This window comes from Paenibacillus sp. IITD108 (assembly GCF_036541265.1).
Classification (GTDB): Bacteria; Bacillota; Bacilli; order Paenibacillales; family Paenibacillaceae; genus Pristimantibacillus.
Window position 1 is genome coordinate 91,089 of the sequence record NZ_JAZHCT010000002.1, and the last position, 23,880, is coordinate 114,968.

Annotated in this window: 12 protein-coding genes; 3 read left to right on the plus strand and 9 right to left on the minus strand. The window is 46.8% G+C overall.

The genetic code is table 11. The features are described 5' to 3' along the window. Window positions 1-11: 11 nt before the first annotated feature. The 6 genes from V1L65_RS02075 to V1L65_RS02100 all read right to left on the minus strand — a co-directional run bounded on the left by V1L65_RS02075 (window position 12) and on the right by V1L65_RS02100 (window position 12,345). Window positions 12-2,909 carry an extracellular solute-binding protein gene (locus V1L65_RS02075; protein ID WP_331697405.1) on the minus strand — a complete coding sequence of 966 codons (2,898 nt, stop codon included), beginning with the start codon at window positions 2,907-2,909 and terminating at the stop codon, window positions 12-14. Between the two features lie 82 nt (window positions 2,910-2,991). Next, entirely contained in the window at window positions 2,992-4,602 is a 1,611-nt protein-coding gene (locus V1L65_RS02080) for a DUF4855 domain-containing protein (RefSeq protein WP_331697406.1), read from the minus strand. Next, entirely contained in the window at window positions 4,544-6,289 is a 1,746-nt protein-coding gene (locus V1L65_RS02085) for a DUF4855 domain-containing protein (protein ID WP_331697407.1), read from the minus strand. Before V1L65_RS02085 ends, V1L65_RS02080 begins: the two co-directional genes overlap by 59 nt. 75 nt (window positions 6,290-6,364) lie before the next feature. Continuing rightward, complete coding sequence (locus tag V1L65_RS02090; protein ID WP_331697408.1) at window positions 6,365-7,756, minus strand: ABC transporter substrate-binding protein; 1,392 nt, start codon at window positions 7,754-7,756, stop codon at window positions 6,365-6,367. A 307-nt stretch (window positions 7,757-8,063) separates the two neighbouring features. Then, window positions 8,064-9,128, minus strand: coding sequence for an SGNH/GDSL hydrolase family protein (locus V1L65_RS02095; protein ID WP_331697409.1), 1,065 nt, complete (start codon window positions 9,126-9,128; stop codon window positions 8,064-8,066). Between the two features lie 112 nt (window positions 9,129-9,240). Next, complete coding sequence (locus V1L65_RS02100) at window positions 9,241-12,345, minus strand: DUF4855 domain-containing protein (protein WP_331697410.1); 3,105 nt, start codon at window positions 12,343-12,345, stop codon at window positions 9,241-9,243. 210 nt (window positions 12,346-12,555) lie between these two features. Here V1L65_RS02100 and V1L65_RS02105 point away from each other — a divergent pair, with 210 nt between their 5' ends. Next, complete coding sequence (locus V1L65_RS02105; RefSeq protein ID WP_331697411.1) at window positions 12,556-12,735, plus strand: hypothetical protein; 180 nt, start codon at window positions 12,556-12,558, stop codon at window positions 12,733-12,735. 167 nt (window positions 12,736-12,902) lie between these two features. Here V1L65_RS02105 and V1L65_RS02110 read toward each other — a convergent pair whose 3' ends face one another. Beyond that, window positions 12,903-13,832, minus strand: coding sequence for an AraC family transcriptional regulator (locus V1L65_RS02110; protein WP_331697412.1), 930 nt, complete (start codon window positions 13,830-13,832; stop codon window positions 12,903-12,905). A 164-nt stretch (window positions 13,833-13,996) separates the two neighbouring features. Between V1L65_RS02110 and V1L65_RS02115 the strand changes: the two genes are divergently transcribed. Beyond that, window positions 13,997-14,863, plus strand: coding sequence for an AraC family transcriptional regulator (locus V1L65_RS02115; protein WP_331697413.1), 867 nt, complete (start codon window positions 13,997-13,999; stop codon window positions 14,861-14,863). A gap of 109 nt (window positions 14,864-14,972) precedes the next feature. Then, a complete protein-coding gene (locus tag V1L65_RS02120; protein ID WP_331697414.1) occupies window positions 14,973-15,791 on the plus strand; it encodes a phytanoyl-CoA dioxygenase family protein in 819 nt (272 codons plus the stop codon). A gap of 643 nt (window positions 15,792-16,434) precedes the next feature. Here the strand turns inward: V1L65_RS02120 and V1L65_RS02125 are convergent. Further along, a complete protein-coding gene (locus tag V1L65_RS02125) occupies window positions 16,435-17,166 on the minus strand; it encodes a glycerophosphodiester phosphodiesterase (protein WP_331697415.1) in 732 nt (243 codons plus the stop codon). Between the two features lie 436 nt (window positions 17,167-17,602). Beyond that, the gene (locus V1L65_RS02130) at window positions 17,603-23,776 is read right to left on the minus strand and encodes a CehA/McbA family metallohydrolase (protein WP_331697416.1); all 6,174 of its coding nucleotides are present in this window, start codon (window positions 23,774-23,776) and stop codon (window positions 17,603-17,605) included. Window positions 23,777-23,880: the final 104 nt, after the last annotated feature.

The following is a 23,880-nucleotide window of genomic DNA, read 5'->3' on the forward strand; positions in this document are numbered from 1 at the left end:
AGCCTCACCTCTCACTGCTGCATCGTTTCCAGATTGAACTCTTGCCGCTTTATCGTAATCTCTTGATTAATGGTCCGCGCATAATTTTCAATCGTCTCGCGTGGATCACTGCCGGTATTGTACACTTCATAAAAGGCATTGTTGAGATGCCGATCAAAGGAGTACCCGCCTGGAACGGCAGGTCTGCCAATCACATCATTCATCTGTGTCATAAGTTTTTCAAGTTCCTTGGCTGACCAAGGCAACCGTCGGATCGTCTCAATTCCCGCTGCCGCATAACGAGCCGACTCCCCAAGAATGGCTTCCATTTCCCTTCCGAACATGAGCTGCGCTTCCGTGTCCGTCCACCATTTCATGAACGTCCATGCCGCTTCCTTATTCTCAGTTCTGCTGAACATAATCGTACCTGTTGCGGAGCTTAGCGCCTCGCGACGAATCGTGCCGTCTGCCTGCTCTTTGCCTGGCAGTGGCGCAAAGCTCCATTGCCCTCTAATCTCAGGCGCAAAAACGGTCAAAAAATTGTAGGTCGTGTAATCGGCAATACCGAGCGGCATCTCCCCGGTGCGGAAGCGGTTAATAAAATCAAACTCAAGCGGAAGCTTGTAATTGGTGTACAATTCTGTCCAACGACGGAATGTTTCTATGCCGACGGACGAATCGATATCGGTGGCAATGCCGTCTGCCTGGTAAAACTGACCGCCGCTCTGATAGAGCATCCCTTCAAAAACAGTCGTATGGGGCAAAGCAAGCTCCATATTGCGTTTTTGCAATTCTGGGATAATGCTATACATATCCGTCCACGTTTGCGGCACTTCCAATCCAAGTTCATTCAAAATATCTTGGCGGTAAAACAGCATCGGATAAGTCTGCGTCTCCGGCACGGCAAATATGCCTTCCTGAAAAGTAAATCCGGCAAAAGCACTGTTGAAAAACCGACTCCGTACATCTTCAAAGTCCGCAAATACCGTAAGGTCCTGAAGCGCGCCGCGAATCGCAAAGTTGATGACATCCGATTGCGCAAGCGCAATATCCGGCCCTTTCCCGGCAAGCGTGGCGGGCAGTACGACAGCTTCATGGACAAGCTGCAAGTTCACATGAATGCCTGTCTGCGGCGTAAAGGAATTGTCAATCATCGAACGCAGCAATTGCGCTTGGTCGCGACCGGAAGATATCCAGACAGTAATTTCCTCTCCGATCCGATCAATGTCGGGCGTATAATTGTAATCTTCCGTAAAGGAGCGTACAAATGACATAAGCTCATGCCGAGCCTGCGTCGTCCAATTCACGCGATCAGAGGGAATAGGCATATCCGGCGTTTTCAAAAACAAATAATCGATTTCCAGCGGCTGCTCATGGATCGTTAACAACCACGTTCCAAGCGCGCTTATATTGTCTTTGAATTGCTTGAGCCTGGACGTCATCGTCTCCGTACGGCTCGCCATGTCGGCTAATTGATAAGAGGTTGTACGCAATATCGCCGTACTGCCGCTTGTTTCTCCGACGATTTCATTCATACGAGCAGCCGCCGCATCAAGCAATTCGCTTTGCTCCATCAGAGTGCTTACCAGATCGGGAATTTTTCGTTCCAGCTCATAATCGCGAAATGGATCCGGGACCGTCGAGGTCAGCATAACAATTTTCAAGTACTGAGCATTCAACTGTTGAATACTTCCGCGTACAAGCCGAATAACATCGGACACCTCACCCAAGGTAAGTTCAAGCCGGATCGTGTGCTTGCCTTCGGTCAAATAAAACTGATACGGCTCTCCCGCCTCGCCCGGCATACCGATTTGCCATGCGCCACCATAGGAGAACGGAATTTCCTCCACTTCTTTAAACGGTACTTTGCCGTCAATATAAAGCTTTCTTACAACATGAGTGCCGCGATTCGCGTTCTGTCTGTATCGTGCGCCCAAATGATAGAACCCGTCTTTCGGAACGTCAATCTCCCACTCTATCCATTGTCCGGGCACCTTCCAATTCACTCCGCCGATTGTATTCATACGAATTCTGGATACGTCATACGGCTTGGTCGCCGGGCTGGAACGATCATTGATCGGATACAAGGAAGGATTTGATTTCAACGCAGCATCCTCGCCCTGTATTTTCAACATTATGCCTTCCGCTCCCGCATCCAGTTCGGGGTAAGATTCAAACACTTCCGCATAGGACAGCGTTTCCTCTTGCCGGAACAATCTGATCGAGTCGATGACCATCGGCTCGCGCAGCGCATTGAAAGACAATCGGTGGCTCCCTGCTGCCAAATAAAATGAAAATGGCTCCTTATAGTAGCCTTCCGTATCCCGCAATACAACGTCCTGCCAGATCGGCTCTTCGACTTGACGGGGACGCAAATCGTCTCCTCTGGCATTTCTCTCCGCCTGGACATGCTCGCTGCGCCATACTCTTGAGAACACTAATCTGGAAGCCTCTATAAAGGGGGCGCTTCCGTCAATCAGCAATTCACGTTCGATCGGCGAGTTGTTTCCTTCCACGGGAAAATAACGTATGCCGATCTGATATAAGCCTTCCTCGGGAACGTACACATCCCAATGAACCGTTCCGCTATCTCCAGTCCAGATTGCCGTCTCATCCCCCTGATAGCCGGCTTGCCAGACCTTGATTTCACTGTCATCCGCTGCCGAAAACTGACTGGCACGTATCGTATGTTCAGCGGTTGCCCGCGGTTTGCCTGCGTAATACCGCATATATTCTTCATAACTTGGATTGACTGGCAATTGCGATAAAGTCGGCGTTTCGGTCATCATCCATTTTGTTTTAGCCGGTTCCAGCAAGTGCGGTTGCTTCGAGGCGTCTCCCGCAGATGCAGTAATCAGGATTACCAGACATAGCCCTAACAGGAGTAATGAGGCAATCAGAATCCGCTTTCTTCTGGTTATCCATTTCACGTTTAACCCTCATTCCTTGTCGTAAATGTTGAAAGTCCGAAATGGGAACTGTGGAGTGAATTCCCACTTCGGCTTGTACGATTCAGATCAGATGGCCTCTCACATAATCGTAAATCCAGTCGTACAACTGTCGATTGCGAGGATCAGCATCATAAGCCGCCTGATAGAACGTCCGGACGCCTTGATAGTAGGCTTTGAATACATCGGGCGTTATGCCTGCTGCAATTGTGCCCTGCAAATAGTCGATGTACTTTTGCCGCAAGGCCGGCTGTTGAAACGCGCGTTCATCAAGTTCAATCTCGATGCCGGAGCCTGCCAGCTTAGCCATGCGCGCGGCTTCTTCGATCCGATCCGCAGTTGTACCTGCGTTAAAATAATGATTCGGTTGATACGCCATCGCGTCAATTCCAAGCTTGTTCCACTTGTAGTACGAAGCTGCATTGAAATAGGGAATCCAGAACAATTTGGCTCCCTGACTACGAGTAAGGTTCGACGTAAAGTCGAGAAGCGCCAGATCGTCCGGATTAGCCGCTTCTTGGAGCCAGTAAAACCCGACCAGTTCCAGATGAGCGTATTGCGCTTGCTCCCACTTCGCATTAAGTTCGCTAATATACCATTGAATCGCTCTTTCGCGTGCCGCCTGTCCTGACTGCGGATCGCAGAAATTTTCAGACACACCATCTCCGTCAACATCGCCGAATTCCATCTGCTGACTAGATGGGAACGGAATCATAAATACAACTTTCATCTTATAGCCATGTTCGCCGATAGCCGCTTTAGCTTGCTTCACTGCCTCATTCAATTGGGCAGCGTCGCCAGACTGTTCATAGAACGTTTTATTAAGATACCATTGCCAGTCTTCCATTCTGGATGGCTCCGCGCCGGGATCCTCCATGAAACTGCGCATCTTGTCCGAATAAAGCGCCAGGAACACTCCCCCGTCGAACAGCCATTCCTGCACTGCGCCTTGCTGATCCACGTAGGCTACATAGGGCAAAAACTGTGCAGCGCTCCAGTTGCCAGCGTCATTCGGATATTGTCCGTTGTAAAACAGCATCAGATCGCGAATTCCGCCGGTCGCTTCGCCTGCCCTCAAATAATCGGTTTCCGGGCCCTGATCTTTTCCTGGCATGAGTTCTACCGCTCCTGCCTGTTTGCCCGCAACGCCCCATACTTCGATCTCATCCATAAACAGCCATACATTGACGATCGCATGAATTTTGACGTAGCGGGCATAGATCGTCGATCCCACAGGTGCTCCATCTGGAACGCCGTGCTCGGCAGCCGACCAATGAAATGACACCAATTTTGCCTCCGATCCACAGGCAGGCAGTCTGTCTAGTACGGCTACTTCGGACCAGTTCTCACCATCAATCGATACGGAGATGCCCAGCATATCCGGCGCGAAGATCGAAGATCCGATATCTTCCAGGAAATTGGCCTTGATTGCGGCAATCGTACTCGGCGTCTCAAGATCAATAATCACTTTGCGATCAACCTTGCCGCTATGTCCTTGCCAGCTTGCTTCCATAAAATCCGTCGTACCGTAAATGCCATCTGTCAGTTCACCACCCAAATCTGGGTAATCAGACTCCGGCGGAACGGAAATCTTGTACGTCTTATGCAGCGCCAGGTTAGTTGACTCGACAGGCTCTTGCAACATAGGTTCCTTTAATAAAGCGATATGTCTCATCGTACACCTCGCGAATATCTCCGTAGATTGATCCGGATAACGCATGCAAATGCTTGACCCAGTCGTACCATGCCAGGTATGCGCCGTTCATATAGCCGTACTCGACGCCGCCATCCAAATAGTCATAATACCTGTCGCGCTCGCCCTGAAGATGCATCGTCGCATCCATCTCGATTTCAATTCCCATTCCAAAACGCTTGGCTAGGTTTGCCGTACCTGTAATCCGGGAATAAGAAGTTTGGTCAAACATATGATTGGGCTGCATCAGCGCTGCGTCAAAGCCAGCCTGCTCCCAGTCCTGAAATCCGCTCGCCTGATAGTACGGAATCCATTCAAACTTGTAATTCTGATTATGAAGCAAATCGGAAACCTGCTGGAGTAGCGACATTTCATTCGGTCCAAACTCATAATCAATTGCCTCGGACAACCAGTAGAAGCCTTCCAGCTTTAAATTCGAATACAATCCGGCGGCAAACCGGCTTTCTACTTCATCCACGTACCACTGTATCGCGGCGGCCCGATTGTTCAACGCCGTCACTTCATCCACATTCGTGCCGGGTTTGAAGCCGTCTAACTCATCAACCACACCATCCTGGTTGATATCCCCCCAACCGGTCGACGCTTCCGCCGGATAAGGGATGGAAATATAGACTGTCGGTGTGAATAGGGTGTTGCCTAAAGCCGTTCTAACTTCGCCAACCGCATCATTCAACGCATCGATTTGCTTTCCGGAAGCAAATAGTTGATCGAGAAAATATTGCCAATCTGCACGCGTTGTGCCTCCCGCACCGTCATAACGATTGCCGGAAGGCGCCGCCGCTTCAAACGGCAGGAATAAAAAGCTGTTGAACATCGTATCCTGAATCGTGCCATTGACATCCACGTAACCAGCGTACGGCTTGAAGTGTTCCGCCGTCCAATTCACAAAATCAGGGTTAGCTGGATTATAGCCGGTATAAATCAAAATCTGGCGCGTATCTGAGTCCAGATAACCTTTATTCAGCGCATTATCCGGGCTGCCGATCGGCTGCACCGCATTATTCACTTTCCCGATATGTCCACTAACTTCGATCTCGTCAGCAAACACCCATTTTCTCACCGGGACCGTTACTCGAATATAGCGGCCAGCATGATTCAGATCAGGCAAGGTAATCCATTCCGTCAAAGTTCCTTCCTGATCATTCGGTATACCTGCCGACGCATTGCCCAGCACGAACCAATTTACGCGATCAGTAGATAGTTCAAATTTCACCTGGCTTGGGAAAAGCACTGCCGATTGGCGTTCCTGAAAGAACCGCATACGGATGCTGTTTACAGTGCTTACCGATTCCAAATCGATGACGATTTGCCGTGTGTCTTGTCTCGCCCATCCCAACCACCCAGCGCTCCACCAGCCTTGATCGGAACCGAACACCCCATCTGTCAGTTTTCCGCCATCCGGATAGTTCGCATCACCGGAAGCGAACGCTTCATCCGGCGCTGTCGTTGCAATTGTATACGACTTGTGCAAAGCCAAGTTAATCGGCGCAGATGTTGACGGAGCCGAGTTGCCCCCGCAGACGCTGCTCGCGATTCCGTTCGAGGCTGTCGAGCTGGACGGGCTCAAAACTACCATGATTAGCAGACCGATAATAAGCCCCTTCGTCATCCGTATAAAACCCATCTTGTGAAAATACGAGTTTCGCACACCATACACCCCCATCGGGGTAAACGCCGCCCCTATAAAACGGTCTCACCCCGTTATTCATTGCTTGCCAATCAATTAAGGAGCCGTATTATAGACTTGGTCAATTGCATCCTGCGTTGTCTGCCTGATTTTTTCAATTGCCGTTTCGGGACTGTCGCCACCGGTTACGATCGGGTTAGCAATGTTCCAAAAAATGTCATGTTCCGTGCCTGTCATCGCATATACAACTTCTGTATGATTCAAGGAATCCAGCATAACCTCGATATCTTTCTCATCCGCAAGCAACTGGTTTTCTGCCGCTGCCCGATTCGAGGAGGCAACTTGATCCCAGAGTTGCATCTCTTCCCATATCTTCGCTTTCTCCTTCGCACGTTGGACACTTGCGGGCATATAGAAGCCGCCATAGTTAGTAATGCTGCCTTGCCAGGAGTCGGTTCTTTGCGGCCCTTTCGGGAAGTAAATAAAGCCCTGTTCATCAGTCATGTCCGCTCGCGTCGAGCCTTCCCATATGTCCCCAACAACAAATGCTGATTTGCCGGTATTGAACCGAGTTTGCGCATCCGCATAGTAGACATAATCGAAGGGATCGCCCTGCGGCGGTGCTGCTACTTTATGTGTATTGAAGAGGTCGCTGAAAAACTGAATCGCTTCCATCGTCTTCGCATCGTCATGCGCAAATACATATTTTCCATCTTTCTCTTGAATAAATGACCCGCCATTAGAATAAACAATAGTTCTCAGCATCGGTCCAAGCGAGCTTGTAATCGCCCATTGGTCAGTCACACCGTCGCTGTTTGTATCCTTCGTAACCTGCTTCGCCAGATTCAGGAAAGTCTCCCAGGTCCATTCGCCTTTTTCCACCAGATCATGCGGATCCGGCAGTCCTTCGCGCTGTAACATCGTTTTATTGTAGAACAATCCGGAAGAATTAAAGTAATTGTCTACGACATTGTAATAGTGCCCGTTAAAATAGCTCCAGTCCTTCATCTTCTTCGGCCATTTGGGATCATTAAAATCAAAAAAGTCATCCAACGGCATAAACAGGCCTTGCTTAATTGCCGGAATCGCTTGATAATAATCGATCATTACAAAATCAGCGACAGCGTCCCCCGATAAAGCCGCATTCGTTACCATGTTGATCGCTTCGCCCCAAGGCACTTGAACCCAGTCAATTTTGACCTTGTATTTCTTCTCGACTTCCTTCCATCGTTTCAACTGCATTGCGCCTATCGGCGTATCTTCTTGCGGCGGTGCCGCCAAAGTCAGAATCGTCAATTTTTCACCATTCATATTGATTTCAGGCTCTTTAGGCTCATCGCTCGGCGTTGTTTCTGGGCTCGACGTACTCTGCTGCGCAGTACCGCTTGGACTTTCCGAATTTACCGGTCCATTCGTTTTGCTGCACGCCGTGACCCAAACCAATGAAAGCGCAATCATTAATACCAAAATAAACTTTGACTTATACACCTGCCATTCCCCTTTTCCTATTATAGTTTCAACTTCCATATCAGCAAACTATCAGAAGCTGATGACGTTATTATAGCGATTCGCTGCTGTAAATGCTTTACTCCTATTCCACCCGACTTGCACATTTCTTCAAACTTTCTAGTAAAAAAAATAACCATCATATAAGATGGTTATTTTTTTCTTCGCGCTTTTTTTTAATTCATCGCTTCTCATCATAGTGAACAATCGTTGTATAATCGCTTTTCCGTTTTTTTCACGCACGATCATCCGTTTCTATCATTTACCTCTTGAACGAACGGGATTTCAGCTAGCCCCTTGAAGAGGCTAATAGTTTACTGATTACGGGCTCAAGCGACTTAGCCATGCGCCAGAAGCCTAGGTCAGTCGGGTGCACGCCGTCAACGGTGCATTCTTCTGCAGCTTCACCGAGCAGATTCGATCCGTCAACAAAGTGGAGATTGACATCCCCATCCTTGCGCCTCCACATGACTGTTTCTTCCTGGACCCTTTTTCTCCCTTCGTGCAAGTTCAGCATTTCATCGTAATAACGCTCCCCCGCAAATTGTATTTTGGAAACGACCACAATCGGCACGTCGGGATGGCGCTCGCGATAAATATGAATAAATTGCGGCAGTGTCGTCGAAATTTCCTCTATCGTTCCCGAATTTGCTTCATAATCCAATATAAACATGGACGGGTTCGGAATTTCGGCAATCATCCGGGCAACTTCCGGCTCGCCCCTGCCGCTTCCGGAAAAACCGAGGTTAATAAATTCCTGCGGGATCAAGCGGCTCAGAATGTTCGGATACGCCATCCCGGGGCGCGTTGCGCATCCGCCTTGCGTGATCGACGTGCCGTAGATGACGATTGGCCTATCGTTGGCGTAGCTTGGAGCGGTGCCGATTTCCGCGTCCTCGTCAACCCCGACCCATACTTCCTCCACGCCTTGGTACAGCGGAAAATTCAATGTTACGCAAACTTCCCGTTTGCTGTTCCAATTGTACAGTTCAACCTCATATTCAGAACAATTTTGGTCAAAGCGTGCCGTACTGATATAATACTGCTCCCCAGGTTCTCCCAAATAGCAATCAAACCCGCTTTGTCCCGTTGCCGGCATATGATACATATCGCTAGGTCCGTATAGCTTCACCTTTAGCGATAATCTTGATGAATTCGTGCGGAACCGAATTTGCCCTCCCGCCGTACAATTCGCGAGATAGTCAACGGGCGTGGGCATTTGCAATGCTGGAGATGACGGCATACGACGATATTTTTTCTCCTGTGCGAACCATGGAAAACCCGCTATGTGAAATGGGCTTTCGAGCGGTGACAACCATTGCAGCGATCCGCTATCCGTTTTCTTAATAGACATGTTCGAGTCAAGGTGGATGGCATCGATTGGTTTTGGACGTTTCGGCATAGATCGTAGATTCTCCTTTGGCATGTTCATTTTACTGCTCTTCCATTTTGTGCGGTTGATGCGCTCATTGGGGCTTGAGCTCGATCACCGCACTCTGCATCGTTACCATGTCGTTTTCCTCATACGTGATATACACATAATAGGTATTGCCATTTGTCAGCTTCTTGATGTTCACACCCTTGGCGTTGTAATTGACATTATCGTACCGCTTGAAGCTGCCGTTGACTCCGCTTTCGGAGAGATATACCGAGTACCCCTTGCCGTTGGCGGATTTGATAGGGAAGCGTACCGTTGTCTGCTTATTGCCATTGTCAACGGCAGTGACAAGCACAGCCGCTTGCCGGATTACGTTGATCGTATACGTTTTCGTCGAGCTATCCTGCGCAGTGACGGTGACCGTGACGGCGTTGGCGCCGACCGCCAGATTGTGGCCGCCTGCAATAGCCACTTTTGCTTTCGTATCGTGCGCGTCTGCTGCAATCGATACCGATGTCTTCGCATACGGCACATGGACCGTGTAGCTCGTGACAGCCGGGTCAAAGCCCAATATCGGTTTGCCGTCGACGCTCAGCTGTTTCAGATCAGCATCGCTGCTTTCGACGAGTTCTTTTCTGACCTTGATCGTTACGTTCACATCCTTTTGCTCCGAAAAGCCGTTGTAGCAGGTGTAGGTAAACGAGTCGTTGCCTTCAAAACCGTCCATCGGTATATAAGTAAAATCACCGTTCGGGCTGAGCTTGACACTTCCGTAAGTCGGGGATACCCCAAGCTCATAAAAGACATGCTCGGCTTCAGCTTCGTTAAGCTTGCCGTTATAACTCTTGCCCGCGAACAGATTTACCGTACGGTCGCTGTCGGTCAGCTTTTCGGCGATCAGCGTACCCTTGATATACCTGTAGGTATAATCGTAAATAGCCCTACCGTAAAGGCTGCCATCCGAATACGAGACATAATACTCGCCGGGCATTCCGCCCTGATAATAGAAGTTGATCGCGTCCATATATCCGTAATCTATACCGCCCCTGAGGTATTCGGCATAATTATCGAAATAGTGTTTGGAAAAAGGCGCGGACGGATGGATCTCAATCTCGACGCTCATTCCGAGCAGCTTCGCTTCCATCGCGATTTCTTCTATGACTTCTTTAGAATGGTCATACCAAGCGTAGTTCGGCTGCATCGAGGTCACGCCGAAACCAAGCTTATCCCATTCTTGGTAACCGCTCGCGTTGTTCCACGGTATCCAGGACAGCAGATAACCCTTTTCCTGACTTTTGTCGGAAATATATCTGATAAGATCTGTTTCAAAGGGCATCTGGTATTCGACGGCTTCATGCATCCAATAATACCCGTGGAATTCAAGGTTTTTATACTCGGCGTCGCCGAAGCTCTTTTCGACCTCGCTCATAAACCAGTCCGCGACTGCTTTCAGTCCCTCGAGCGTAGACAAATTCTCCACAACGCCGTCGCCGTTATAGTCGCCGCTGACAAAGTTCCTGTTCAGGCTCGGCAGGCTGAGCGTTACGGGGATTTTAAGCTCTTTAAGCCCTAACGCCTTTTTGACATCTTCCGCGACACTGTCGAGAGCGTCGAGATTATATCCTTCTGAAAAAAGGTTTTCGATATAGTTCCGCAGCGACGCCGCATCCCTTTGACTGCCGAAGGTTGTGTTGTACTCGCCCATCAGGACAGAGTCAAACATCGTGTCTTTAACAGCGCCGGATTTGTCGAGGTACGCGATATAAGGCAGCCATTGCTCGGCTGTTATCCCTTCGGAGGGCTTTGAGGCATCCTTCATAAACGGGGCGAGCAACACATGCTGCGCGCCGGAGTATATTTCCTCGTTGGGGCGGACATAATCTCCTTTGAATTCTGTTTCAAAGCTTCCTGTTGGTCTCAAAGCGACCGCGTCGCCGCCGACCTTTTTCGTGCCGAAAACCTCGATCTCGTCAAGGTACACAAAGGTGGAAATACCCAATTTTATATTGATAAACCTTGCTTTATACTTTTTATCAAGGTCGATCCTGAAGTCGAATCTCGAATTGTCTGGACCGGTTACGGCTCCGTGATGGTAGACCTTTTCCCATTCAACTCCGTTGTCGGAAAGCCAAACCTCTACGAGGCGGGGAGGATAAATGCCTGACGCGCCGTTTTGCGCGATGCCGATGTTTACGCCAGAAACAACGGAAGTTTTCGTAAGGTCAAAAACGATATTGCGCTCGATGCCGTGAACGGATTTATAGTATTTGTCCGACCATATACTGCTGTCCTTAATACCGTCGGTCAAAAAAGGACTATCGGCGGTACTGTTTTTGTACGATGTATAATACCTGTCGGTCAGCGGGAGAGGGACATAAACTTTTTGGATAAGTCCCTTTACGAGGTTGATCTCGTTTTCGTAGTCGTTTTCGGAAGAGTCCCAAAAAGTTTCATTCTCAACCTTGGCGATCGGTTCCGAGGTATAAAGCAGCTTGCCTAAATCACCGTATACGGGTATTTCGGTCTGAACCTTTTCTTCGTATGTGTAGACTGCAAATTCATCCATAAATAACCACCAGCTTCCTGCCGGCAATATTGCCCTTATATACCTTGCCGAAACTGACTTGCCTAACCTGAGGGTGAACAGCTCATCGTATACTCCGATGTTATTTCCCGACATATAGGTGGTTCCTAGGTCAATAAAGCTCTCTCCATCGTTTGAGAAAGAAAACTTGACCGAATCGGGAGCCGTCGCCCCGATACTAGCCCAGCTGAGGACGGACAGCTCGATATCGGATATGCCGTCTGTCATTTCGCCCAAATCAAGCGTTAATGTCAGTCCCGACTCTCCCTTAAGCTCAAAGCCGGTCCATTCGGGGTCCATAAAATTAAGCTGACCGCGCTGACCGTCGGTTAATTCCTTGCCTTCGTTATCGGGATAATGCTCGCTGGACAGGAAGTCGGAGCTGTACGCCGCACCCTTTGAGATCATCTTCCTTTCGCCGTCCCTTTTAACGACGGCTTTAAGGTAGTCGTCGATCGGGTAATCGGGCTGAACAAAATTCGGGTCGTCGAAAATGTCTGAACCGCTCGGGCTGGCTGCATTTGTTGGCGTGTTCGATTTGCTGAATGCCGTAATCCAAACTAATGTAAGCGTTAACAATAAAATGAGAAAAAGTTTTGACTTGCGCACATATCATTCCCCTTTTCCTAGTAGTTTCAACTTCTGTATCAGCAGAGCTCTCAGAAGTTAATGACGTCATTATATCGGTTCTCCGCTGCAAATGCTTTACTCCGATTCCACCCGACTTGCACATTTCTTCAAACTTATTATTCACTGCCGCGATACTAGTCGTTGTGCTATTCTGCATGTATGGACAATAAATGATTGGGGAGTGGGACTATGCATGATACCGAAGCATTGATACCGCGAACAATTTACACATTAAATGATGCTTGGGCGGTATGGCTGCAGGGGAGTAAATTTCCGGTCGCTTTTTTCGGTGACAGTACGGTGGATGGCGCCAATACGACGGATTGGACGGAAAACACGTTAAGCGAGAGACATCACTTCGCCCAATGATCTTGGAATAGGATTTTGGCGGAACAGCAGCCTATGTGGTGCTGGGTCTTTATAGACAGGAGGTTTTCACAGGAGCATTGCAACGGGTGGATTTTAAAGGTTTTATTTTGGAATAAGCAGCGGGGCAGGCGGCGGATGTTTTATGCTCTCATTCTCGCCCCCTCCCCTCACATCAATGCGTTTTTCTTATAGTTGGACGGAGAAACGCCTGTTATCTTTTTGAACACACGCGAAAAATAAGATACGCTATTAAATCCGACGGAAAAACAGACGTCCGTGACCGACAAATTCGACTGCAGCAGAGACATCGCTTTCTGAACACGCAGCTCTATGATGTACTCATTGAACGTTTTGCCCACAAAGTGCTTGAACAAAATGTAAAAATAAGTTTTTGAAAGCAGCGCCTTCTTGCAGATCTCCTCAAGCGTGATATCCTCGTGATAACGCTCCTTGAGTTCATCAAGCACCGAGGTGATTGCATGGCGATATTTATCAAGCTTATTGTTTAATTCCTGATTAGCGCCCAACGCATATTCACGCATAATAATCGATAGCAGCTTCAGCAAGCTCCCTTTTAGGGCCAATTCGAAATAAGCCCTTCTAGTCTGATATTCGTTAAACATCTCTTCGAGTAGCTGCTTTACATCGATATCAATCTGCCCGGCGAGAGCGATTTTCGGTGTAATCTCATCGTCATCGACGAGAAAATGCTCCAGATAGGCAAAATCGAAAACGTCCTTGTTAAACGGCAATTGGTCGAAACGATCATTAATAAATTGCGGAAGAAATTCGCAACCGTAGATCTCGAACTCTTTGCCGGGAATCAGATCCACACGGTGAACGGCAAACGGGGGAATAACGAACAGGTTGCCTCTGACCATTCTGTACTTGTGGCGGTCGATTGAATGCATAAACTCGCCTTTATTGACATACCAGATCTGAAAATAGTCATGCGTATGGTCAAGTCGATAGGCTTCGTAAGTTTCATTAATTTTATACAATTTCAAGGACAACTGCTCTTGCATTTCAGAAGTCGACATAAACGTGTGCACGTTCTTTCGAGATAACATGTCCTCTTCAACTCTGATCAGCTTCAAGTGAAATTCCTCCTTGTTTGCAGGATCTTACATACAAGTAAGCACTTTCATTAAGAGGGACAAACTTCGTCCTATGAGTTATCATATCATTAATTGTCGACACTGAATAGCGACAACATACGCCTAAATATGGGGGGATTTGCGTGAAAGATAACAGTCAGCAAGTGATTGCGAGGTTCGAAACACCGACCCTCTCCAGAATTGCCAGCAACGATCAGGAGATTTGCTTCCACCTGCCTTTCCATCAACAATTGAACAGCCTAGCCTATATCGGCGTCAACCGGAACGAAACTTGGTATGTGCCTGCCCACTATCACAATCACTTTGAAATTTGCTATATCAGCCAGGGGCAGGGCTGGTTTACTGCAGGCGACAAGTTCTATCCGGTGGAGGAAGGCGCTTTGTTTCTAGCGAAACCCGGAGATATTCATCAAGGGGCTGCAAGCGGCGGTCGCCCTTATACTCTCTACTATCTTGGATTCACGTTGACGCATATGCACCATCTGGAGACCGAATTTTATTCGCTGACTGAGCATACGATCAAATCCTCGCAAGAATGCATAGCCAGACAGCTATTCAACGCGATGCTCGATGAGGTTCAATCTGCAGAAAGCTGGAATGATTACATGGTCACGAGTCTGTTCAACCAGTTTCTGATCACCACTCTCAGACAATTCAAGCGGCATGTCGCATATGAAAACAACACCTTGCCGCTTACACCAGAAATACGCTTAGTTATGGATCTGATCCACCAACAAGCTGGCTTGCGTCTGAATGTTGATAAATTGGCACAAGCAGTATATTGGAGCAGAACTCATCTTGACCGGCAGTTCAAACGTGCGATGGGCATATCTCTCGGCGAGTATATCCGCCGATTTTGCTGCGATAGAGCAAAGTATTGGCTGCGTGAAACCTCCATCCCCATTACCGAAATCGCGGAGGATTTGGGCTTCCACTCCATCCATCAATTCAGTATGTTTTTCAAGCGTTGCACAGGTCAATCTCCCCGTCAATATCGTGAAGCAGACTAGGCCGAGCAATATGTTCAAAAACGTTAAGTTAGGGAGCATTGACGTGACATACAGCGTATGTACTTTCGATTATACTTTGTCTAAGCACAATTAGAGAGGAGCTGCAAGCATGCATACTAGCAATCTACTCAGTAAAGATGATTTTGAGTTTTATCAGGAAAACGGCTATTGGATTTCTCCCAAGTTAATTAGCGATGAGCAGTTGGAACAATTAAGGTTGAGTATGGATAGCGTGTTTAACGGCGAATATACTACAGGGCGGGCCCCTTGGTCGAATTGGAGCGGAGGACCAGGATTGCGCCAAGCGAATAACAGCCATTGGGCAGATGATACGATTCGCCAATTAGCGACTAATCCCCAAATCGGCGAGATCGCTGCCACACTGCTGGCAGCGAACAGCGTGCGCGTCTGGCACGATCAGTTGTTGTATAAGCCGGGCGATCCAGCATCGCAGGCTAGCGCCAATGTAGGCTGGCATCAAGACTACTTTTTCTGGCAATGTGCCGCAGAACCGACGTTGATTACGGCTTGGGTCGCTTTTGATGATGTGACTCTAGACAACGGCTGTATGCAGGCTGTACCCGGCAGCCATAAATGGGGACTATGCAATGTAAGCGATTTTCACGAACAGGATTTACAAAAACAGGATGAAGCGCTTCGTAAGTCCGATGGGCGAACATTCGCGCCCGTTCCTCTCAATATGAAGGCAGGACAGGTCAGCTTCCACCACGCCTTGACGTTCCACGGAAGCGGCCCGAATGTAACCGCTGCTCCCCGGCGCTCGCTCGCCATTCACCTTATGTCCGAGAATACCCGCTACAAGTCGGGAACAGCCTCGGAGGACAACATTGCGGTCATACTAGCCAAACCTAACGAAGGGGAGCTTTTCGCCGGGGACTGTTTTCCTGTTGCCTATGAACGCGGTTAATCGAATGATTATCTTCCATCTAGAATCGCGGACTTAATACATCCGCTATCTGCTAAGGGTGGCGGCCATTCGCTGTGCTGCCTTCGTGTAAAAGGAACAAAGTCGCCTATTGGTGACCTAACTTGCTAGCCGACGGTTACTCTTCCGCCGGCTTTTCCTTTTTCAACTGTACAGCTTTGACTTCAGAATGGAGTACGTGGACAGCCGAGAGTTCAAGCAATAGCGGAACGTCTTTCCAGGTTACTTTCAAACTTCCATCAGAAAATGTGTAGTCCCTATTTCTAGAACAAAACGATGCGTCGCTAATGGCGGTGCGGTCATCCATGACCGTTAGAACCAAAAAGCAGTCTTTTTGTTGCCTATGCGGACACTTATGACCATTAGAAGAAAACTCCATCGAATTCTCTAGCTTTCTTCTCGCTGACGGACATTTCTGTCCGCTAGAAAGTGGAAGTTGGCGAAAATTGAGCGCTAACGGACATCAGTGTCCGCATCATTAGGATCCAATCGAGCTCAACGGCCGCACCGTACGCCAAACATACAGAACTACACCATCATCGTCCCTGTTGCACCATGTGCATTAATGAATGCATAATTTCCTAAACTACAACAAAAGAAGGGCCCAGCGAGAGCCCTTCTTTAATTATTTATCCAGTATCATTCTTAAAAAACCTGGCTTATTTGTTATAATACCCGCTACTCCTAAATCAATGAGTTTTCTCAAGTCAGCTTCCCCATCAACTGTCCAAGGATAAACGGTTTTGCCAGCGGCATTTGCAATGTCCATATAGGATTCCGTTACAAGCGGGAAGTGCGGATGAAGTGAAAACACCTCGACTCCCGATTCCTCCTCAAACTTTTTGAAATCCGCAACCTCAGGATGATAAAGCAAGCCAATGCGGATTTCAGGCAATTGTTTTTTCAATTCCGCCAAGCAGCCAAAGTGGAACGAAGATACGACTGTGCTTCCGATGCGGTCCGTTTTTCTTAAAACATCAATTAAGCAGCTTACCATGCCTGGTGTTTCAGCGGCTTTTATTTCTACATTAAACTGTACATTTGCTGGCACCTTCGTCAACACTTCTTCAAGCAAAGGAACATATTCTCCAGCATACTGATCGCTAAACCACTTGCCGCAATCATAACCTTTAATATCTTCATAATTCAGATTAGCAATTTCACCAACACCATTAGTCGTGCGTTCTAAAGTATGGTCATGAATAACGACGACCTGCTTATCCTTCGTAAGATGAACGTCCAGCTCGATCATATCGCATTCCTGCATAACACCCAGCATAAATGCTGCTAATGAATTTTCAGGAGCCTCCGCCGAGGCACCGCGATGCGCAATTACAAGCGGCTTTGCTGCTTTCATTCTGTTCCCTCCATTATAAATAGAAATAACCAAATTATAGTAAAGCTTCTTCTCAATTTCAATATTAAATGCTACAGCAAAAGTGTTTTTGTGTAAACCACGCTTTGCTGCAAAGGCGTCGCAGTCTGGCAACCGTCACCGGTATCGACTGCGACTGATCCGATACATATAGCTACGGGATGTGCTGAAAAACGTACCGAATCCTAGGAGACTGCGATTAATTGTAATAGGGCAACAAGCAATAGAAAGGTGTGCCACTGCGATCAAGATTGGGATTCCGACCGCTGTTGTAGTCCAATTTTTCTGAATAATAACCCTTGGAAGGATAAAATTGGCCATTGCTTCCAATCGTTGCCTACAATGAATCAACAGTCTTCCTGGAAGTGTTCGTTATTCGGCCAGAATTGGCCGATTTGATTTTAAACGAAGCTCAATTTTAAAAGGAAATACCGCCCGCTGCGTTAATTCTTACCTTATAGGTAGCTGTTTTTCCTTGATAAGTAGCGGTAATCGTTACTGCACCTGGGTGATGAGCAGTTACTACACCATATTCAGATACAGTTGCTGCCCGCGGCTTGCTGCTTGTATACGTTACACCATCGCTTATCGTTTGTCTTGTTCCATCATCATAGATTGCGGTAAGGACTAAGCTTAAGGTACCTTTCACTTGCATACGCGGATCCAATCCGCTAAGCTCCAAGCGAATCAGCTGCTTTTCAGGCTCAGGCTTGACAACGATCAGCTCATAGGATGAAACTAAGCCCTCGTGCTCCGCCGTGATAAGTACGGTCCCTTCCGACTTCGCCGTTATTACACCAGCAGCGCTGATCTCCGCTATACTTGGATTACTGCTTGTATAGGTGACGTTTGTCTCCACCTTTTCACGGCTTCCATCGCTGTACACAGCGGTAGTCGTCGTTTTATCACTCTCTCCAACAACCAGTGCAGCCGGCCCTTCGAATTCAAGCTCAGTCAGTGTAATCGGTTCTTCATCGTTTTCTGATACAGATTGTAAAACAGGTCGTTTAGCAACATCATCCCATAACCAAATATCGTTAAAGTCCCACCCTAACCTGTCCATATAGGTTAACGGGTCTTCCACTTCAATTTCGGAAAGTCCAAGTCCTTTAAGGGTTGTTAATGCTCCTTCAGCCACACCTTCTTTATTCACAATCATGCCGTCAAATGCATAATTATTTTCGAGAGTAGCAGTGTGCCCCGCAAGAACTCGTCCCATCACACGGTTTGCCATAGTTGGCGCTGTAACCGAAGGGCCCAGGGCAATGACATTTCTGACGACCGTATCATTATACCCGTAGCCAGTCACTCCGCCCGCATTGCTCGTAATCGCCCGAACGATTCCAGACGCATACACGTTTTCTGTTAAGCTGCCTGTGTTCGTAATTCCAATTAGGCCGCCGGCCTGACTTACCTGAGCGGTTACATCCGCGGTAGAATAGCTGTTTCTTACGATACCATTGGAATAGCCTACCAAGCCGCCTACAGTGCTGGAGCCTGTAATTGAGCCTGTTGAAAGACTATTCTCTAACTCACCATTGTTCGTGTTGATGAGTATACCTATTCGACTCGCGCCAGTGACGCTGGCATCGATCATAGCTATATTTTTAATCACTCCGCCATTGAGATGGAATAAACCGCCGCTCGAAGAATTAAAATGATATATTTTCTTCCCGTCGCCATCCAAAACACCGGTGAAAGGTACAACTTTAAAAAGTGATTCCGCCGTTTGCCCAGAGTAATCCAAATCATTATCTAAAATAAATTTTTCTGCCGGGAAGACTTCCATAACGTTCAAATCTGCGATGGATTTGATTTTGTAATAACCTGCTTCATTTCTCTCCAGTGGCACTACTGGCTCTTTTGCCTCTTCAGGATTACTGCTTAATACCGGACGTTTTAAAGCATCATTCCACATCCAAACCGACTCAAAATCCCATTTCAACCTGTCGGTATACGTACTAGGGTTTTCAACCTCTTGCTGGGATAGTCCTAAACCTTTTCTGTTATCAGCAGCTCCTATACTTTCGCCTTCTTTATCCACAATCATGCCGTCAAAAGCATAGTTATTCTCAAGCGTCGCAGTATGCCCGGCAAGAACGCGTCCCACCACACGGTTCGCCATGGTCGGCGTGACGACTGAAGGGTTAAGAGCAATGACATTTCTGACAACCGTATCATTATAGCCATAGCCAGTCACTCCGCCTGCATTGCTTCTAAGCGCCAGAACAGCTCCGGACGCGTATACATTTTCCGTTAAACTGCCCGAGTTTGTAATTCCGATTAGACCGCCAGCTTGGTTCAGCTGCGCAGTTACATCTGCAGTAGAATAGCTGTTTCTCACAATGCCATTGGAATAGCCCGCTAGACCGCCCACTGTGCTGGAGCCTGCGATTGAGCCCGTCACAAAACTATTCTCTACCTTTCCATTGTTCGTATTGACGAGTATGCCTATATTACTCCCGCCAGTGACGCTGGCATCTATCATGGCTACGTTTTTAACCGTTCCGCCATTAAGATGGAATAAGCCGCCATTTTCTGATTTAAAATTGTATAAGGATTTATTATTTCCATCAAAAACGCCAAGGAAAGGCATCCCTTTAAATAAAGGCTCAAAAAGCTTTCCTTCGAAATCTAGATCATTTTCCAAAATATAATTTTCATCCGGGAATTCTGAAATGGTCTTTAATTCATTAATCGAACGGATGATGTAGTACCCATCTTCGTTTTGATCAAGCTTCGGCTTTGGCCTATTATTTTCATTAATTTGTTCCAAATTACTTTGCAGTAATGGGCGCTTCGCATCTTCATTCCAGATCCAGATAGAATCAAAGTCCCAACCGAGGGTCTCCGCGAAAAAGGATGGCTTTGTGAATGCTTCTATACTTACACCCTGTCCCTTTTCATTATTTGGATCGTTCACTGTAACATTCTCACTGCTTACAAACATATTTTCATCTGCATAATTATTTACTAAGGTTGCGGTATCTCCAGCTAAAACTCTGCCGACAATTCTATTAGATGCAGTACCTGTAACAATAGATGGATTTAATGCCATACTATTTTGAATAACCGTATTGTTATATCCGTATCCGCTGATGCCGCCCGCATTTGATTCTTCTGCTACAACGGCTCCCATTGCATAGACTTGTTCTGTGACACTGCCCCGATTTGTAATCCCGATAATACCGCCGGCTTGCTTTCCGCGAGCACTGATACGAGCTGTTGAATAACTGTTTCTTACGGTACCGTTCGAGAAGCCCACAAGCCCGCCAACGGTAGAATTGCCTCTAATCGATCCAGTACTGTAGACGTATTCCACTATTCCATCATTCTGATCAACCAGAATCCCGACATTACTCCGGCGAACATCGATGTCAGCATTGATGATTCCTACATTTCGAATAATCCCTTCATTAACGGCAAAGAGACCCGCACCGCCTGAGGAAACAATAACGCCTGTAATCGTATGTCCTTGCCCGTCAAACGTCCCGGTAAATGGAGTTTCATTAGCGCCAATTGCTTCAAAAAACATGCCATTACCATCGATGTCACGATCTAAAATATAGTGTTTGTCCGGGAACTCATGCATTTTATTAAGTCCGCTGGCACTTTTAATTTGATAAGGGTTATCTTCCGATCCATCACCCAGCATTCCTTCTTTAGCTATTAAAGGATCCGTTAACGGCTCTCTGTCGATTGGATTATTAACCAGTCTTACGACGATCGTATTTTCATCGCCAAATGCAAGCGGGCTGTCAAATAAGATGATTTGTTCTCGTCCGAGATGTTCCAGCGTTGCTTCCTGGATAACCGTTTCTAACAGCTGTTCACCTGTATGATCACGCTTTTCACCGATAATAGTTACACGTTCAAGCGAGTTCGGGTAATTTAATACCCCAACGCCCTTCAAGACGTTATTTTCTACAATCGCGCTTGTTAAGTTCATATAATTTTCAGGTTGTTTAATCGTAAATGAATCAATTTCAACACCGTCGTTGTTATAAGCCTTCAAAGTGAGAGATTGATCGTTAGATTCTAAAATAACACCTGTTTGCTTATTTTCATCATAAACGATATGATCCCAATCAAATGATTTATTATCATAGAACGTTGGACCTGATGAACCAACCGTCACAAAGGTTGTACCCAGATTCATCGCTTCTTCGGATATATCTTTTACACCGTTTCGTATTGTTGTCCGTTTATACACATGGTCGTGACCGCCAATGTACAGACTAACGCCAAGCCGTTCAAATGCTTGAGACAATTTCACTCTCATAATGTTCATACCGGTCTCATCGCCAGATTGACCGCCATAATAAGGATAATGCCCCATAACAATTTTCCACTTTTTATCGGTTGCCCGCATATCTTTTTCCAGCCATGACAGCTGCTTATCGAAATCTAACACAGAGTTAATGACAGCAATGTGCATATCTCCATAATCAAACGAATAATTCGTTTCAAGGTAACTGCCTTCACCGTTTTTAGGCAAATTTAAAAATCCCGAAAATGCTCCAAATTTCCGATCCGTCACTCGTTCACGGTCCCCCGCAATATGAGCAGAAATTAGGCCCATATCGTTGTTGTAAATGTTGTTAAGCACATCATCCCATGCATACATATTGCCGCCAAGCTCGACCAAGTCTCCGACTTGAATCACAGTCTGTCCATTTGAATTTTTCTCCTTCAGAACGTCCAGCATATCTTTAAAGAGCCGGAAACTTTCCGGTTTTCGCTCTGTAACTTCAAGATCCCCCATTACATACATAACGGCTTCCTCTGAAGCCGGCGCGGTTCTAAAGCTATAACTGCTGCTCCAAGGTCCAGACGGTGAAATGCCATACCGATAGTCATACTTAGTCCCTAAGTCGAGATCTGTTAAATTAGCTTCATGAGCTGCAAGCACACGATAATTACTCTTGGCAAACGTATCCCCATAGGCGACTTGAAAATAAGAGACTTCCGCTTGTACCACTTCAGCATTGCCCCACATCGCTTCAGACTCAGGTTTATACTGAATATACGATGCTTCTAATGCCTTATCTGTCACTAAATTAATTCCCACTTCATGTTCATTTGCACCAATATTAACGATTGGTTGAAATTCATTAAGAATTTTATCGGCATCTAGATTTTGTTGATCAACAAGTAACCGGATAAGTTCGACACGTGTATTTCCTTGATGATCGGTTGCCGCATACTTAATAAAATATTCCCCATACACATCGACCTTGAAATGCTGATTTGCAACGGCTACTTCTCCCTTATCATTTAAAACGGTTGCTTCCACCGATAAGGATTGACCGCGATTATCCTTCGCCGAAGCGCTCAACACTTCTACTTGATCTCCAAGCTCAATGGTGTCTGGATATTGTCCATGGACCGTAATTTCAGGAGCATGCACCGTGCCTCTCGTTTCGTCACCAATCCAAATTGGAGCACTTATGGCTTCTTCACCGTCTGCTTGGAAAGCTCTAACGATGAAATAATCCCCGTCTGCGCTTGCAAAGGTTTCTTCCATTTCAAATTGATTGCTGGCAATATTGCGGTACTCCTTGACTATTTCGCCGCTGTTTTTGTAAACAACGACTTTATCCAAATAATCGTTAGCATCAGGGTCATTTATCCGTACATAAAGTTCAATTTCATTTGTACTAGCTGGAAGGATCGCCCCCATCATCTGACCGTTTGCTGAAACCGCCATTTCTAAATTACGATCAAATGATACATAGGTGCGGTGATTTCGCATCGCCTCGTAAAGGCCTTCTCTAGATAAATGGTTTGCCCACATACCGGTTACATGGGGTTGAACCATACCCCAATTCCCTTTGTGCTCGTCTCCGCCAAACACAGGAGAAATATGCCAGCCTCGATCCAATGCCTTGGTATAGATTGCAAAATCATTTGAGGATTTGTATTCTATCATATTAAGATTTCTGTCAACATCTCGGTTATAGTGTTTAAATTCAGAGAAACTCCAGTTTCCTGACGAACGTGGATGGTTAAATTGAGCAATAGCATTAGGATCCTGGGCAAGTCTTGCGTAAAAGGTTGGCAAATCGTATTTTATGTCGCTCCAGCCCCACGTGCCATCCGCACCTAGTCCATGTGTTCTTGCAAACCATGCGGAATTAAATAAGTTGATATGACCCGATTCATCGTACCAAGTGACTTCCGTACCAGGCAGCGTAATAAATTCGTTATCACTATTGTGAGCATCTGATTGCTCATGCAGCAATTTGTATTCTTCTGAATAAGAGTCTTGAACATTAGTAATAAAATCACTGCCCGTACTGATGTCATAAGTCACGTCGTGTTCAGTCACTGCATAAAAATCAAAATCTGTATTAGCCTTCACAAAATTGTAAGCATCATCAGGTAACAATATCCCATCACTGAGAGAGGTGTGGGTATGCATGTGGCCTTTGAACAATGTAGAGCCTAAGTACTCCGCTCTATCTTTTTTAGAAACACCATCTTCATTCTCAGAAGACGCGAATGCCATAATGCCGTAACAAAGACTAACAACTCCAGCAATAAAGCAAACCATTACGATTAAAGGCAGGTTTCTACTATTGGACTTCATTAAGATCCTCTCCTTTTTGGCTCAAAGTGTAATATCAGGTGTCTGATATCCATAAACGATCCTAAAGCGTCACTATTAAATGCTGCATGAAGCGTATGACAAAC